Below are 14,396 nucleotides of genomic sequence, written 5' to 3' on the forward strand. Positions count from 1 at the left end.
CAAGCCCCTTGGAACGCGCACTCCTCAGTGGCAGTCGCCGCGGCCCCGGTCCTCGAAGCGCCGGCCCGGGATGGGGACGAACTCCCACTCGTACCCGTCGGTGTGAAACACCAGGCGCAGCACGCCGCGGACGTTGTTGGAAAGCGCCTCGCTGTTGCGCACCGGCTTGTTGCGCAGCCGGTACGAGGGCGCGCCGCCCGTTCCGACGACGAACTGGCGGATGCCGCGCTCGCGGTCCTCGCGCCCGTCCGGGTCCTGCGGAGCGAAGCGCTCGTAGTGGTGGTCGTGGCCGCTCAGCACCACGTCCACGCCGTGGTCGTACATCACCCGGAAGGCGTCGGCCACGCGCCCCTTGCCGCCGTGCCGGCCGGAGCTGAACCGCGGGTGATGGAAGTACGCCAGCGTGCAGCGCGAGGGATGCGCCTTCAGGTCCGCATCCAGCCAGCGTACCTGCTCCGATGCGGGCTCCAGCGGCTCTTCGCTGTTCAGCACCACCACGTGCCAGCCGTCGTGCTGGTAGCTGTACCATCCCTTTCCCGCCTGGCCGGCCCGCGCGCCGAAGTAGCGGAAGTATCCCCCCGCGTCCTTCGTCTTGTACTCGTGGTTTCCGACCGCCGGCCGCGTGCGGTCCAGGTGCCGGCCCCAGGTGGGATGGTAGCAGCGCCGGAACTCGGCGTCCGTCCCGTGCGGGTACACCACGTCGCCCAGGGGCGCCACCACGCCGCCCATGCCGTCCAGCAGCCGCGCCGTCGCCTCGTCGCCCCGCCAGAAGCACCCCGCGATGTCCCCCGCCGCTGCGAGCGACGTATCGTCCCTGCCGCGCCCATCGCCGCCGCGCCCGCACGCCGCCAACAGCAACGCCGCGGCAACCAGGGCCGCGGCGCAGGAGAGACGAAGCGGCGGCAGCGGGGGCATCACGCGGCCGGCAGAAGCGCGGCCTGGCGGATGAAGCCGATGGACAGCTCGTTGAACAGCTCCGGGCGGTCCACGTTCACCACGTGCCCGGACTCGGGGATGATCTCCAGCCGAGTGAACCGGGTCTGCCGCTGCACCATCCGCTGCACCGGGGGGAGGAACATGTAGTCCTCGTCGCCCATCAGGTACAGCGTGGGGATGGGCAGCTCCTTGTCCTCGAACAGGCGCAGCAGCGGGTTTACGCCGTACGTCAGCCGGAACCAGCGGATGAATTCCTTCTGGCACAGCTTCTTGGCCTGGCTGACGAAGAGGGAGCGGCTTTCGCGGTGGCGCCGCCGCGGCATGATGACCCAGGCGAACAGCCGGTACAGCCACATGAAGGGGATCACCCGCTTGAAGGCGTTGCCCAGCCCCACCAGCACTCGCGAGCGCAGGTTCAGGCGGATGATGGCGCCGCCCATGATCATGCTCTTCACCCGCTCCGGCGCCATCTCGCCCAGGATGCGGATGAGGATGCACCCCAGCGAGATCCCCACGAAGTGCGCCTGCTGGATCCCGGCGTCGTCCAGCACCTCGACGATCTCGCCCACCAGGTCGTTGAAGGTGTACTCCCCCTCGAACGCCTTGAGCATGGGCGGCTGCGAATCGCCATGGCCGCGCAGGTCCACCAGCAGCACGTTGAAGTTCTTGCGGAACTCCCGCACTTGGCGGTACCAGATGGACGAGCTGCCCCCGGCGCCGTGCACGAACACCACCCACTCGTGGTCGGGTGAAAGCATGTGCTTGCGGTAGTGGAGCATCGCTGGGCCCTGCGTGGTAAGTTGCGGGATGGCGCCTGCCCGTGGGAGGCGCCTCTGATACTCCGATCCCCCGGTTGCGTTCGCGCGGGGACCTTGCCTACAGCACCCCATGTGCCTGATCGTCCTGGCCCTCGACGCGCACCCGCGCCACAGGCTGGTGGTAGCCGCCAACCGCGACGAGTTCTACGCCCGCCCCACCACCCCCGCGAGATGGTGGAGCGACGCGCCCGGCGTCCTCGCCGGGCGCGACCTGCAGGAGGGCGGCACCTGGATGGGCGTCACCCGCGCCGGCCGCTTCGCCGCCATCACCAACTACCGCGAGACGGCCCCACCCCGTCCCGGCGCCCCCTCGCGCGGCGCCCTGGTCGCCGGCTTCCTGCGCGGGACGATGGAGGCGCGGGCGTACGCGGAAGAGGTGGCGGCGCGCGGGGCGGCGTACAACGGCTTCAACCTGCTCGTCGGGGATGAAGACGGCGTGTTCTACGTTTCCAACCGCGCGGAGGGCGTCCACCGGCTGCAACCCGGCGTGTACGGGCTGAGCAACGCGCTGCTCGACACGCCCTGGCCCAAGGTGCTCCGCGCCAGGGCCGCCATGCGGTCCGCCGTTTCGTCCCCGGAGGCGGACGGGTGGGAGAGCGGGCTGTGGGAGATGCTGGGCGACCGCGTGATCGCCGCCGACGGCCATCTTCCCGACACCGGCGTGGGCGCCGATCTCGAGCGGCTGCTGTCGGCGCCCTTCATCGCCTCCGACGTCTACGGCACCCGCGCGTCCACCGTGCTCACCATTGGCCGTGAGGGCGAGGTGACGTTCGTGGAGCGCTCCGCCACGCCCGACGGAGCGGGCGAAGCGCGCCACCGCTTCCGTATCGGCGAGCCCTGACGGGCGCTCAGGCCGACCAGAACCACACCGCGACGACCCCCTTGGCTTCGTCTTCGGAGTGCGAGATGGAAACGAGGCGGCCTCGCCCCACCTGCGTCGCGAAGGCCGCGGCCTCGGCGAACAGCGCGTCCCACGACTTGAACGAGCTCCCGAAGTGGCGAACCATCACCCGCGGCGCGCCGGAGTCGGCCGGGCGCTCCGCCGCGGCACCCACCGGGGACTTGGGGCGGAGCGCCTCGGGGAGGCCGTTGCCGCACTCGCTGCACCAAGCGTACGGATGGTTCTGGCGGATGGGGGTGCTGCAGTTGGGGCAGCGGCCGATTTCGGGGCTCAGTGCAGCCATCGATGAAGCCTCTCGTTTTCAGGAAACATGGAGTGGACGGGGCGTGTACGTGCTTGGGCCCCAAGGAGTTTCGCACGAGGACGAACGAGGGCGGCCCCGGTCGGGAGCCGCCCTGGTGCCGTGCCGCCGGATGCGAGCTACCGCGCGCCGCAGAGACGTGCGCCCTCCCGAAGCCGCGCCGCGATCATCTCGCACCGGATGTACGACGGGATGCGCGTGAACGTCACCTGCAGGGTGCCGTCGCCCCGGCTCCACACGTAGCCCGCGTCGGCGTCGGGGTGGTAGGCGGTGCCGCTGTCGTCGTCGGGAAAGTTCACCCCCAGCCGGCGTGCCTCGCGCCGGCAGCACTCCCACACCTCGGCCGTGATTCCCGTCAGCGTTACGGTAGGGCACGCCATCGCTTCCTCCCCCTCGGATCCGATTCGTTCACCTGGAAACGGAGCGACACGCGCAAGCCGGGTGCCGGAACCGGAACGGAGCCAGTTCAGCGGCTTCGTTCGATGCGATGCACCTGCACCAGGGCCGCATCGTTGCTACGGGACCGTTCTCCACCGCCCGACCGCGGGCGCCGCCACCGGCTGCGGCAGCGACTGCAGGTAGGCGATCAGCGCGTCTACGTCGATCCACGACGTGGCGGTCCGCGGCGCCTCCATCAGCGAGGTGAAGCGGTCGCCGCCGCCGGCCAGGAACTCCGTCACCGCCAGGGTGATGGTGTCCGCATCCGCCACCACGCGGCCGTCCGACAGCCGGATCTCGCGCACCCGGCGGCCGGCGGGCGCGGCGGGGTCCCACGTCACCGCCATTCCCGAGATGTGCGCGTCGGGCGCGGCGCCCAGCACGGCGTTCTCCAGCGCCGACTTCAGCTGCGCGCCCGAGACGCGCAGGGTGACCAGGGCGTTCTGGAAGGGCTGCAGCTCGAACATCGTCCCCCAGCTGAGGGGCCCGGCCGGAAGGTCGCGGCGGATGGCGCCGTTGTTCACCAGGCTGGCGTCTGCCCCCGTCTGCACCCGGTGCGCGTCGGCCATCAGGTTGCCTAGCGGATACTCGCCGCGGCCGCGCCCGGCGAAGGCGACGGCCGAGGTGGCGACGGTGCGCCCGGTCACCGGCTTCACCCGCGCCTCCCACGCAGCGACGATGCGCGCCACCTGCGTGTCGGGCGTCACCTGGTCGGCCCACGGCACCTGGATGGAGCGGTGGGTGACGGCGGTCCGCCCGCCCCGGCGCTCCAGGTCGGTGACGCTGTAGGCCGTGGAGTAGGAAGCGGCCTCCGCGAAGGGAACCGAACCCGCCATCGTCAGCACGCGGCGGTGGGAGTGGCCGCCCACCACCAGGTCCACCGGCTCCGTGAGCGCGCGCGCCATCTCCAGCGCCTCGCCCGAGCACCCGGCCGACGGCTCCTCCGGCTCGCTGCCGGCGCTTTCGCAGGCGGCGCCCAGGTGTGCGGTCACCACCACGAAGTCGGCCCCGGCGGCGCGCGCCTCGCGCGCCGCCGCGTCCACGGCCGGCGCCTCGGGGCCGAACTCCAGCCCCGCCGTGCGCCCCTCCAGCACGATCTCGGGGGTGGTCTGCAGCGCCACCCCGATGACGGCCGTGCGCACGCCGCCGCGCTCCACCATCACCCACGGCCGCACCCAAGCCGGGTGCCCGCGCGTGCCCGCGACGAACAGGTTGGCCGCCAGCCAGGGAAAGCGGCTGTCGCGCACCCGGGCCGCCAAGGTGTCCTGTCCCCAGTCGAACTCGTGGTTGCCGAAGGCCGCCGCGTCGTATCCCGCCGCGTTGTGCGCTTCGATGGTGGCCCGCCCGCCGCTGAGATTGCTGATGGCCGTCCCCTGCATGTCGTCGCCGGCGGAAAGGATCACCGTGGGCCCGGCGAAGCGCGCGGCGGCGCTGTCGAAGTGCGCAGCCAGCACCGCCGACCCGCCCGCCGCGCGCTGCGAGACCGCCTGGGGGAGCAGCCGGCCATGGAAGTCGTTGGTGTGGACGATCCGCACCCGTTTCGGCGCCGCATCGGGCGCGGGAGCGGTGGCCGGCGGCGCGGGCGTGCACGCGGCGGCAGCCAGGGCCAGCCATGCCGCACGGACCGTGGCGCGGGGAGTGGAGATCATCATTGGGGAGCGAGCGGTCTCGGGAACGGCATCCGGGTTCGATTGCCGTTCGGCCATGCAATCGGTACGCCCGGTGGCGCGTGGCTGGCGGGACCATGGGCACTTCCCGCGGGGCGGCGGAACCCGAACATGAAAGTCCTTGCGCAACGGCACGCTCCGCGGCCATCATGAAGGAAGGATGCAGGCTTGGAGCGACAATCCATTGGAGGCTTGATGAGCGAAACAGACGGCGGCGGCACCGGCCAGACCAACTCCGACTACGTCCAGGTCAACCCCCCCTCGCCCTCGCGCGTGGAAGTTTCGGTAGACGGGTACACGTCGGCCTTCTACCCGGGCTTCGTCCGCAACGTGACGGTGCAGCGGGAAGGAACGGCTGTCGACCTGTACACGCAGGCCGGGCCGTTCGTGCTTCCCGCGGGGGCCGTGCTGCCGTGGGACAGCAGCGAGTTCGAGTTTCGCGGCGGCCCCAACGCGCGCGACTTCAGCCTGGTGATCAACGATCCGCTGCACGAGATCGCCAGCATCGAGATCCGGCTGAAGCCGAAGGGGACGCAGGTGGGAATCGGGCCCGTCGCGACCCCCGAAGGTGAGGACGAGACGGTGACGGTGTCGGAGGCGACTGTCCTCTGCCCACCCCTCTGCAGACCATAGTACGGGCAGATGATCGCCACGCTCCAGACGGTGAACACCACGCTTACGCTGCTGTTCGGGATCCTGGCGATGCTGACATGGCGTCGCCTGGGTGCTGCCCGGTGGCGCAAGCTGGAAGCGGGCTGGCTGCTGACGGGCGCCTGCTTCGTGTGCGTCGGCGTGTTCGGGGCCGTGCATACGCTGGTGGCCACGGCCGCCATGCGGGCGGGCCCCGGCTCGCCGTTGTACCGCACGTTCCTCGAATGGAGCCCCGCTGGCAACATCGGGCGGGAGGTGGGCGTCGCGGCGTACGGCGTGATGCTCGCCACCCTGCTTGCCGCGCGGCCGGAGCGGGTGCGCCAGGTGGCCATCGGCGCCCTGTGGGTGATCGGCGGGTCCATCGTGGCAGGAACGACGGCCGCCGCCCTGTATGGAACCATCGACACCCACACCCAGATGACGGCCATGGCGGTGCTTGCCACCGCCGCGGTCCTGGCGCTGCTGCTGGCCCTACTCCTGGGCGTGATGAACGACGGGATGGACCTGCTGCTGTGGGTGGCCGTGGCCGCACATGCCATCAAGGAAACCCTGGTGGTGAGCCTGATGGCCATCCTGGCGTGGTCGGAACGCGGCCGGGCCATGGAAGCCGCCATGATGTTCTACTGGATCAATGTCGGGGTAGGCATCGTCACCTCGCTGCTGGCCCAGGTCCGCCTGCGCCGCGCCATCGAGAACCGGCACGTGCCGGCGCTTTTCGAACGGCTCCATGCCCTCCGACGCCCCGCGGAAAGCTGAGGCGTCCGCACTGCAACGGATGGAAACAGACGCACTTGCCCGTCGGTTCATCGAAGTGCACTTTGTAGATCGACTGCAGTTTCTCCCCCCCCCCGCCGTATCCATTTCCGGAGGCACAAGTGGACGACCACAAGACCGTTTCCAGCGACAACTACGACGTCAGCTTTCATCCCGCGTTCGCCAGTTCGTGCGTCATCGAGCCCGTGGGCGGCACGGCCGAAACGCTGTACCGGCAGGACGAGAGCAAGCCCGTGGACTGCAGGGGAAAAGGACATCCCAAGAAGCACACGATCAAGCTGAAGGGCAAGAACAACAAGCGCGACGTCACCATCACCATCGACGACCCCAACCACAACATCGCCAGCCTGCAGATCCGGTTGTACCACGATGACCGCGTTCCGGGCGAGGAGGGCGAGTACAGCGACGTCTTTACGGTAGAGAACAACGCCAAGACGTGCCCGCCGCACTGCGACGACACCGCGCCGATCTGAGCCGAAAGGGGCGAGCCCGTGATCACGCTGATGTCCCAAGCCGCCATCTCGGTATGGCTGCTGGTGTTTGCCGTCGTAGCGTACAGGATCGCGGGGACCCTTCCCGACGACCCGGCGGGCTTTCGCTTCGGATGGGCGCTGACCGGTTCCGCGTTCCTCATCCAGGGGATCAACTCGGCCGCGCACGACGCGTTCGCGATCGCGGGCTTCACGGGCGGCCCCGATTCGTGGGCGTGGTCGGCGGTGATCTGGTGGCATCCGATCCTTAACCACAGCCGCACATTCCTGCTCACCACCTTCTGCCTGGTCCTGACCGCGCGGCTGGTGCAGAGTGGAGCGGGGCGCGGTGCGTGGCCGTGGCGGAACACCACCCCCATCCTGTTCGCGGGAATGGCGATTGGGGGTTTCGTGGGATGGCTGGAACCCGAGTTTTCAGGGATTTCCCACTACACGGCCGTGGCGTTGTGGGACGTGATGGAGCTCCTGGCCATGCTCATCGTCCTCTTCGTCGGGCTCACGTCGGGGCGGATGGACCGTGTGCTCTGGTTTTGCCTGGGGATCAACGCGTTCGTCCTCGCCGTGAGCGTACTCTGGTTCGCCGCGCTCTCGCGGATCGACTTCGCCGGGCAGTGGGTGCCGATGAGGTACCACATCCACTTCGCGAAGGCGACCCTGTACGCGGTGATGGTGGCGCTGGCGTACCGGATGCTGCGCTCTCTCCACAACGGGGAGCGGGTGCAGGGCTTTCTGGAGACAGACCGCAGGGTCGCGCCCTCTCTGCACGGCTGAGCGCGCAGCCAGCGCGGACGGAAACGCGACGGGCTCCCGCGAGGGAGCCCGTTTTCGTTTGCGCGCGCGCGACGCCCGCTTACTCCACCCGCGGCGACTCGTGGACGGGGGTCACGTGCACCATGGGCGGGCTGCGGTCGCCCTCGGGGCCCACGATGAAGTCGTACAGGTAGCCCGGGCCCTGCAGCGCCGCCACCTCGTCGCGCCCGATGCCCAGCTCGCCCTGCCCGCCCACCACCCGGATGGCGCGCCCGGCCTGTACCTCGCGCGCGGTGAACAGCTCGGCCATGTACAGCGCCCCCGGCGAGCCCTGCCGGATGAGCGTGGGCGAGGTTTCCTCGATGAACGCCGCCAGCCGGTCCATCACCCCATCGGCGCCGGTGGGCTGGCCGTGCTCGGTCCTCACCAGGGCCGCCACGCGCCGCCCCGCCTCGGTGAACTGGATCAATCCGTACGCCATCCGCTCTCCTGCCGGTTTCGTGTGAAGGCCCCGGCGCGTTGCAACGGTCGGGCCCGGCCCGCGCCGCGGGCGGAAGGTCACGCTCGCGCGGCCTCGCCCAGCATCAACTCGGCGGCCCGGAGAAGGGTCTGGTAGCGTTCCTCGATGTCGTTGCGGTCGCGCGGCTCCTCGACGTTGTCCAGCGCCGCGCGGCGGATGGTTTCGGCGTGCTGCAGCAGGACCTGGATCTCGTCGCGGTCGCCGCGGGTGCTGCGGATGACGGTGGTGATCACCTCCAGCATGCGAAGCATCACCGCCGGGCTGCGGGCGCCGAACTGGCGGATCTGCACGAAGGCCGCGTCGGCCAGGCCGGAAAAGGTGATGGGGTGGCGGTAGACCACCCGTACGCGGCCCTCGTCGTCGACGCGCACGGGGTCGGGGGTGCGCCCGCGGGCGGCGCGGCACAGGGCCGCGCCCAGCCAGTCCAGGCACCCCATGGCGGTGAACGGGTCGTTGATGGCGGGCGACAGCGCGCGGATGGCGACCTCGCTCAGCTGGTCGGCGGCAAACTCCACGTCCTGCTCCGACGTCCGCTGCCAGCCCAGGACGAAGCGGCTGCGGATGTCGCTTTCCCATCCCAGGTTCATGCGCTCCGCGGGCCATGCGCGCACCAGCGGCAGCCCCTCGGATACGAACTTGCCCGGCCGCCGCTCGATCACCAGCAGCAGGTCGGCCCGCTGGGCGATCTCCACCAGCGCGTCCTCGTCCAGCGCCTGCACGTACCCGTCGACGGTGCTTTCCACCACGGCGGCGTCGCGGTCGAACTCGTCCGGCAACCCGGGCGTGCGCTTTTCGGGCGGAATGCCGTTCTCCGGCGCGAACTCGCGCTCCACCTCGTCGGCCAGGTCGCGCCCGATCACGGCCACCACGTTCGGCGCCTGGATGGAAACGGCCACGTGGTGGATGAAGTAGATCAGCACGCCCATGCTCAGCAGCCCCAGCGCCAGCCCCACGGTAATGGAGATGGCGGGAACGAAGCGCCCCGCCTCGTCCGCGCCGCGGATGGTGCGCAGGATGAGCACGCAGAAGACGAACGTGGCGATGAAGGTGCCCAGCACGAACTGGTTGCCCGTATCGCGCATGAAGTTGTACAGGATGCGCGGCCCCAGCTGCGTGCTGGCCAGCGACAGTGCGGCGATGGTGATGGAGAACGTCACCCCCGCGGTGCCCATCACCGATCCCGCCACCACGCTGAGCATGGCCCGCGCGCCTTCGGGCCCGCCGGAGTAGATCCACCCCATCTGGTCGACGAACCGTGCAGACAGGAAGCGGTCCACCTGCACCAGGAGAACCGCCCCGACCCCCGCGATCACGGCCATGATCGTGGGGATGAACCAGTAGGTGGAGCGCAACGTTTCGATCAGGTGCTGCAGCTTGAGCTTCACGGCGCGTCTCGGTCAGGGTTTGCGCCGTTTGAACGCAAGGGCGGTTCCGGCAGCAACACAGGAAGTGCGTGAGTGCGGGAGTGCGGAAGTGCGGGAGTGCGGGAGTGCGGGAGTGCGGGAGTGCGGGATTTTCAAGCCGGGGTGGGAGCGGGTGAGCGAATTCTCCCCTCTCCGCATGCGCAGCATGTGGGGAGGGGCCGGGGGAGGGGCAACCCCGGGGCATGCGCAGGCACCTTCCGCAACGCGCCTTTTGGTCGCCAGTGGCATCGAAGGGCATCGATGGGCACCGAACCGCGGCGCGCACCCCTCCTGAGCGGGTCAACCCGCCGCTGGAAAAGCGGTAAGCCCCGACACGGGCCGCTGGCGCGTCCCGTTCGGGGCTTCAACATCACGCGTCCGAACCAGCCGAAGCGCGATCGAATTCTCCCCTCTCCCGCTTGCGGGAGAGGGGCCGGGGGAGAGGGCAGCCGGGGGACTGCGCCGGACCAGCCGACCCTCACCCCACCTCGCCCGCGTGCGATCGGAACACCGCACCCACGGGACGGAGCCGAGGCCCCAGCAATTGACCAGCCCCGTCTCTCAGCTCCCCAGCATGAATTGCGTGGCGGCGAGCCTGCCTTCGCGCTCCACGTACATCACCACGCCGGTTCCCGTCAGCTGCCCCAGCATCCGCGCGGCCTCTTCGGCGCTGGACACGCGCACGCGGTTGATCTGCAGGATCAGGTCGCCTTCCCTCAATCCCAACTGCCGCGCGGCGTCGGAAAGGCCCACGATCAGCGCGCCCTGCTCGCTCTGCAGGCCGCGCTCGGCGCGGATGGCGGGGGTGAGCGTCACCAGCTGGAAGTCGCGCAGCGCCTGGATGCGCTCCGCGCCCATCGACGGCAGGTCTCCCGGCTGCACGCGGATGGTGCGCTCGCGCCCGCCTTCCATCACCCGCACCTCCAGCGGCTCGCCGTACGCGGCGTTCAGCAGCCCCGCCTGCCAGTCCAGCGGGGTGCGGATGCGCTTGGCGCCGATGGACACCACGCGCATCCCCCGCCGCAGCCCGGCGCGCTCGGCGGGCGAGCCCCCGACCACCTGGGAAATGCGCACCTCGGCCAGGCGGCGCGGCCCCTCGGCGCGCACGGCCTCCACGTCGGCGCCGATCCAGGCGCGGCGGTAGCGGCCGTCGTCCGCCAGGTCCAGCGCGATCCGGCGCGCGCGGTTGATGGGAATGGCGAAGCCCAGCCCCTCGCTGCCCCCCGTGCTGGAAAGGATCGAGGAGTTCACGCCCACCACCTCGCCCAGCGCGTTCACCAGCGCCCCGCCCGAGTTGCCGGGGTTGATGGAGGCGTCGGTCTGGATGAGGTCCAGCGACACGCTGCGCTGCCCGCCGGCACCGCCGATGTTGCGCCCCACCGCGCTCACCACCCCCGCGCTGACGGAGGGCTCCGGGTTGCTGAGCAGGAACCCGAACGGGTTGCCGATGGCGATCACCCACTCGCCGATCATCAGCCCGTCGCTGTTGCCCAGCGGCGCCACGGGCAGCCCGCGCCCGCCGCGGATGCGCAGCAGCGCCAGGTCGTTCACCTCGTCGGCGCCCACCACGTCGGCGTCGAACTCGCGGCCATCGGGAAGCGTGACCATCACCTCGGAGGCGGCGCGCACCACGTGCTCGTTGGTGATCACCAGCCCCTCGGGGGTGATGATGAACCCCGATCCCAGCCCCGCCACCTCGCGCTCGGCGCCGGGCGGAATCATCATTTCTTCCCACATGCTGCGCGGCACCACGCGCTCGCGCCGCAGCACGTTCACGCTCACCACCGCCGGCGCCACGCGCTCGGCCGCGGCCACGATGGCGGTGCGCCGGGCCTCCTGCACGGCACTTCCCAGCCGGGCCGCCTCCGCCGGCCGGGCCGGCGGAGGCTCGCGCAGCACGGCCAGGCCGTCTTCGCGCGCCGCCGGCTCGTTGGCGCTGGCGCCTCCCCCGCACGCGGCGGCGAACGGCAGGATCAGGAGTGCCGGGATCAGCGACTTGCGAGACATTCGGTCAGGTAGATCTGGAGATTCGGACGGCTCCACGCGTGGGCGCGACGATGTACCCACGCAGGCCCGGGAGGTTCGCGCCGGGATGTGCCGAGCCAAGCCCGGGACCATCCTTCGCCTCACGATGTCATCCCGATGGAGCGGCCCCGGTGAACCCTCCCGCGCACCCCAGCCGGCAGCGACTGAGGGATCAACGCGGAGCTCCTCGATGGCGCACTCCAGCTCGCCCAGCGACTCCAGCAGGAGCGTTTCGCGCGGCTGGGGACCATCCGCCACACACCGGCGGTCGGGCACCGGCCCATGCCGCACCACCATTGCCGGCGCGAGACCCGGACGTGCCACCCGGGCCTCAGGATGACAGGGTGCGGACGTGTGGGCGGGAGGAACGAGCGTGGTTCCTCCCCTCTCCGCACAGCAGTACCGTGCGGGGAGGGGCCGGGGGAGGGGCGCCCCCTCAGAAGAACCGCTGCTCCTTGGCGTTCTTGCGCGTCAGGGGCACCACCACGCTGTCGCCGCGCACGGAAACGGGCAGGTTCCACTCCAGCGTGGTCTCGGGGAGCACGTAGGTGGCGTAGATCCAGAACCGCCCCTCGTCGGCCGGGATGGCCGCGAGCCCCCGCGCGTCCGTCGTGTCGGAGGCGGCGGTCTCGGCCAGCTCGCTTTCCTTCATGCGCGCCACGCTGTCGAACGGCGCGAACACGCGCTGCCTCCACTGGGCCCGCGCGGCGCGGATGCTGTCGATCCGCGCCCGCAGCACCGTCCGCAGCGCCACGTTTGCGCCCGACGCGGAGTCGCCCGGAACCACCGGCGCGGCGTTCAGGCGCTCAAGTTGCTGTACGAGGTCCGCCGGGATGGTGGGCTCGGGCTCGTCGGACGCGCGGGCCAATGAATCCATCAGGGCCTTGCGGTCGTACGGCAGCAGGTACACGGGCATGTCCACGATCGGCTCGCCGCCTTCGGCGAGCGCCGCGCGGACGACCACCTTCGAATCGCTGCATCCGGCGGCCGTCACGCAGACGGCCAGAAACAGCAGCGCACGTTTCATCCACGGGCTCCGGGAGGAATGGGACGGCTCAGGAACGCGCTGGAACGTAGGCCCCGCCTGCGTGTCCGGCAACGACAGCGTGCGCAAGCGCCGCGCCGGATCGTCACGCTGCTGCTCGCATGGGCGCTGGTCCTCGTCTGCGGACCCGCCGCCGCGCAGCTGCAGCTGCCCCGTCCGGTGGGCTACGTCAACGACTTCGCCAACGCCATCCCGGCGCAGGACGAGGAGCGAATCGCCGCCGTCATCGACGAGGTGCGCGCCCGGTCCGGCGGCGAGATCGTGGTCGTCACCCTCCCCTCGCTGCAGGGCCGCACCGCGGCCGAGGTGGGGCTGCAGATCGGCCGCGAGTGGCGCATCGGCGCCAAGGGCGAGCCCGGCGACCGCGGCCGAAACACCGGCGCCGTGGTGCTCGTATCCATCCAGGACCGCAAGTGGCGGGTGGAGACGGGGCTGGGCACCAACACCTTCATCACGGCGGCCGAGGCGGGACGCATCGGGCGCGACCTGATGGTGCCCCAGCTGCAGGCCGGCAACGTGGGCGAGGGCGTGCTGCTCGCCGTGCGCGGGGTGGCGCAGGAGTACGCCGAGGCGTTCAATTTCCAGCTGACGGGCGGCGCCCCGCCCGCGCCGCCGCAGCAGGCGTACCCCCAGGAGCGCCAGACCGGGCGGCGGCAGGGCGGGGGAGGCGGCTTCTTCATCATCATGATCATCATCGTCTTCTTCATCCTCGCCAGCCGCGGGGGCGGAGGGGGCGGCCGGCGGCGCAGGGGCGGCTTCGGGATGCCGGTGATCATTCCGTTTCCCATGGGCGGCGGGGGATGGGGCGGCGGTGGCGGCTTCGGCGGGGGGGGTGGGGGAGGATTCGGTGGATTCGGCGGTGGGGGTGGATTCGGGGGCGGCGGCGCGGGAGGAGACTGGTGACGAACGACGCGGGACAGATGCCGCCGGAGCTGCGGCGCGCGCAGGAGCTGGCGTGGCAGCTGGAGGCGATTTTCGAGGCCGACCTGGTGTCGGCGGTGCTGTACGGCTCGGCGGCGCGGGGCGAGTACCGTCCCGGCGTGTCGGACCTGAACGTGCTGGTGCTGCTGCGCGACGTGTCGCCGGCCACGCTGCGGCGTGCGTCGCAGGCGGCGCGCGCATGGGTGGCGGAGCGCAATCCGCCGCCGCTGGTGATGTCGGTGGACGAGTGGCGCCGGTCGGCCGACGTGTGGGCCATCGAGCTGGCCGACATCCAGGACGCCAACATCCGGCTCTCCGGCGCGGACCCGTTCGAGGGGATCACCATCCGCCCCGAAGACCTGCGCCTGCAGTGCGAGCGCGAGCTGAAGGGCAAGCAGATCCAGTTGCGGGAACGCTACCTGCTCCTGGCGGACGACCCGAACGAGCTGGCCGACGTGGTGATGCGGTCGTTCAGCACCTTCCTGGTGCTGTTCCGCACGGTGCTGCGGCTGAGCGGCGAGCCCGGCGTGCGCGACGCGGAAACGGTGGTGCAGCGGGTGGCGGACCAGGTGGGCTTCAGCCCGGGCCCGCTGCTGGAGATCCACCGGGCCCGGACGAGCGGCGGAAAGCTGCGCGCCGAGGCCGACTCACCGCTGGTGGTGGGATACCTGGACGCCGTGTCGCGCGTGGTGAACCACGTGGACCGGCTGGTGCACGGCGATGGCGCCCGTGCCTGACGAAACATCGAGAACCGA

16 protein-coding genes are annotated in these 14,396 nt (G+C 70.8%); 7 read left to right on the plus strand and 9 right to left on the minus strand.

Features of this window, described 5'->3' with window-relative positions; translation table 11 throughout:
- Positions 1–24: 24 nt before the first annotated feature.
- Positions 25–915 carry a metallophosphoesterase family protein gene (locus tag VGB24_RS22770; RefSeq protein ID WP_331075220.1) on the minus strand — a complete coding sequence of 297 codons (891 nt, stop codon included), beginning with the start codon at positions 913–915 and terminating at the stop codon, positions 25–27.
- Positions 915–1,715 carry an alpha/beta hydrolase gene (locus tag VGB24_RS22775; RefSeq protein WP_331075221.1) on the minus strand — a complete coding sequence of 267 codons (801 nt, stop codon included), beginning with the start codon at positions 1,713–1,715 and terminating at the stop codon, positions 915–917. Before VGB24_RS22775 ends, VGB24_RS22770 begins: the two co-directional genes overlap by 1 nt.
- Before the next feature lie 109 nt (positions 1,716–1,824).
- On the opposite strand from VGB24_RS22775, the gene VGB24_RS22780 reads away from it, so the two are divergent.
- Complete coding sequence (locus VGB24_RS22780; RefSeq protein WP_331075222.1) at positions 1,825–2,595, plus strand: NRDE family protein; 771 nt, start codon at positions 1,825–1,827, stop codon at positions 2,593–2,595.
- Between the two features lie 7 nt (positions 2,596–2,602).
- On the opposite strand, the gene VGB24_RS22785 is transcribed toward VGB24_RS22780, so the two are convergent.
- From VGB24_RS22785 to VGB24_RS22795, 3 genes are all read right to left on the minus strand, one after another.
- The gene (locus VGB24_RS22785) at positions 2,603–2,938 is read right to left on the minus strand and encodes a hypothetical protein (protein ID WP_331075223.1); all 336 of its coding nucleotides are present in this window, start codon (positions 2,936–2,938) and stop codon (positions 2,603–2,605) included.
- Between the two features lie 137 nt (positions 2,939–3,075).
- A complete protein-coding gene (locus VGB24_RS22790; protein ID WP_331075224.1) occupies positions 3,076–3,336 on the minus strand; it encodes a hypothetical protein in 261 nt (86 codons plus the stop codon).
- A gap of 135 nt (positions 3,337–3,471) precedes the next feature.
- Positions 3,472–5,046, minus strand: coding sequence for a bifunctional metallophosphatase/5'-nucleotidase (locus VGB24_RS22795; protein ID WP_331075225.1), 1,575 nt, complete (start codon positions 5,044–5,046; stop codon positions 3,472–3,474).
- A gap of 210 nt (positions 5,047–5,256) precedes the next feature.
- On the opposite strand from VGB24_RS22795, the gene VGB24_RS22800 reads away from it, so the two are divergent.
- From VGB24_RS22800 to VGB24_RS22815, 4 genes are all read left to right on the plus strand, one after another.
- Positions 5,257–5,694 carry a hypothetical protein gene (locus VGB24_RS22800; protein WP_331075226.1) on the plus strand — a complete coding sequence of 146 codons (438 nt, stop codon included), beginning with the start codon at positions 5,257–5,259 and terminating at the stop codon, positions 5,692–5,694.
- A 9-nt stretch (positions 5,695–5,703) separates the two neighbouring features.
- On the plus strand, positions 5,704–6,468 hold the full coding sequence (locus VGB24_RS22805) for a hypothetical protein (RefSeq protein ID WP_331075227.1): 765 nt from the start codon (positions 5,704–5,706) through the stop codon (positions 6,466–6,468).
- A 119-nt stretch (positions 6,469–6,587) separates the two neighbouring features.
- Complete coding sequence (locus VGB24_RS22810) at positions 6,588–6,959, plus strand: hypothetical protein (RefSeq protein ID WP_331075228.1); 372 nt, start codon at positions 6,588–6,590, stop codon at positions 6,957–6,959.
- Between the two features lie 18 nt (positions 6,960–6,977).
- Positions 6,978–7,748 (plus strand): hypothetical protein, encoded by a 771-nt coding sequence (locus VGB24_RS22815; protein WP_331075229.1) that lies wholly within the window; start codon positions 6,978–6,980, stop codon positions 7,746–7,748.
- Between the two features lie 79 nt (positions 7,749–7,827).
- On the opposite strand, the gene VGB24_RS22820 is transcribed toward VGB24_RS22815, so the two are convergent.
- From VGB24_RS22820 to VGB24_RS22835, 4 genes are all read right to left on the minus strand, one after another.
- A complete protein-coding gene (locus VGB24_RS22820; protein WP_331075230.1) occupies positions 7,828–8,208 on the minus strand; it encodes a hypothetical protein in 381 nt (126 codons plus the stop codon).
- A gap of 77 nt (positions 8,209–8,285) precedes the next feature.
- The gene (locus tag VGB24_RS22825) at positions 8,286–9,632 is read right to left on the minus strand and encodes a DUF2254 domain-containing protein (RefSeq protein WP_331075231.1); all 1,347 of its coding nucleotides are present in this window, start codon (positions 9,630–9,632) and stop codon (positions 8,286–8,288) included.
- A 579-nt stretch (positions 9,633–10,211) separates the two neighbouring features.
- Entirely contained in the window at positions 10,212–11,657 is a 1,446-nt protein-coding gene (locus VGB24_RS22830; protein WP_331075232.1) for a trypsin-like peptidase domain-containing protein, read from the minus strand.
- A gap of 454 nt (positions 11,658–12,111) precedes the next feature.
- A complete protein-coding gene (locus tag VGB24_RS22835; protein WP_331075233.1) occupies positions 12,112–12,702 on the minus strand; it encodes a hypothetical protein in 591 nt (196 codons plus the stop codon).
- Positions 12,703–12,720: 18 nt separating this feature from the next.
- Between VGB24_RS22835 and VGB24_RS22840 the strand changes: the two genes are divergently transcribed.
- Together VGB24_RS22840 and VGB24_RS22845 are read left to right on the plus strand one after the other, a co-directional pair.
- Positions 12,721–13,623 (plus strand): TPM domain-containing protein, encoded by a 903-nt coding sequence (locus tag VGB24_RS22840; RefSeq protein ID WP_331075234.1) that lies wholly within the window; start codon positions 12,721–12,723, stop codon positions 13,621–13,623.
- A complete protein-coding gene (locus VGB24_RS22845; RefSeq protein WP_331075235.1) occupies positions 13,620–14,378 on the plus strand; it encodes a nucleotidyltransferase domain-containing protein in 759 nt (252 codons plus the stop codon). Before VGB24_RS22840 ends, VGB24_RS22845 begins: the two co-directional genes overlap by 4 nt.
- Positions 14,379–14,396 lie beyond the last annotated feature (18 nt).

Source organism: Longimicrobium sp. (genome assembly GCF_036399935.1).
GTDB lineage: Bacteria > Gemmatimonadota > Gemmatimonadetes > Longimicrobiales > Longimicrobiaceae > Longimicrobium.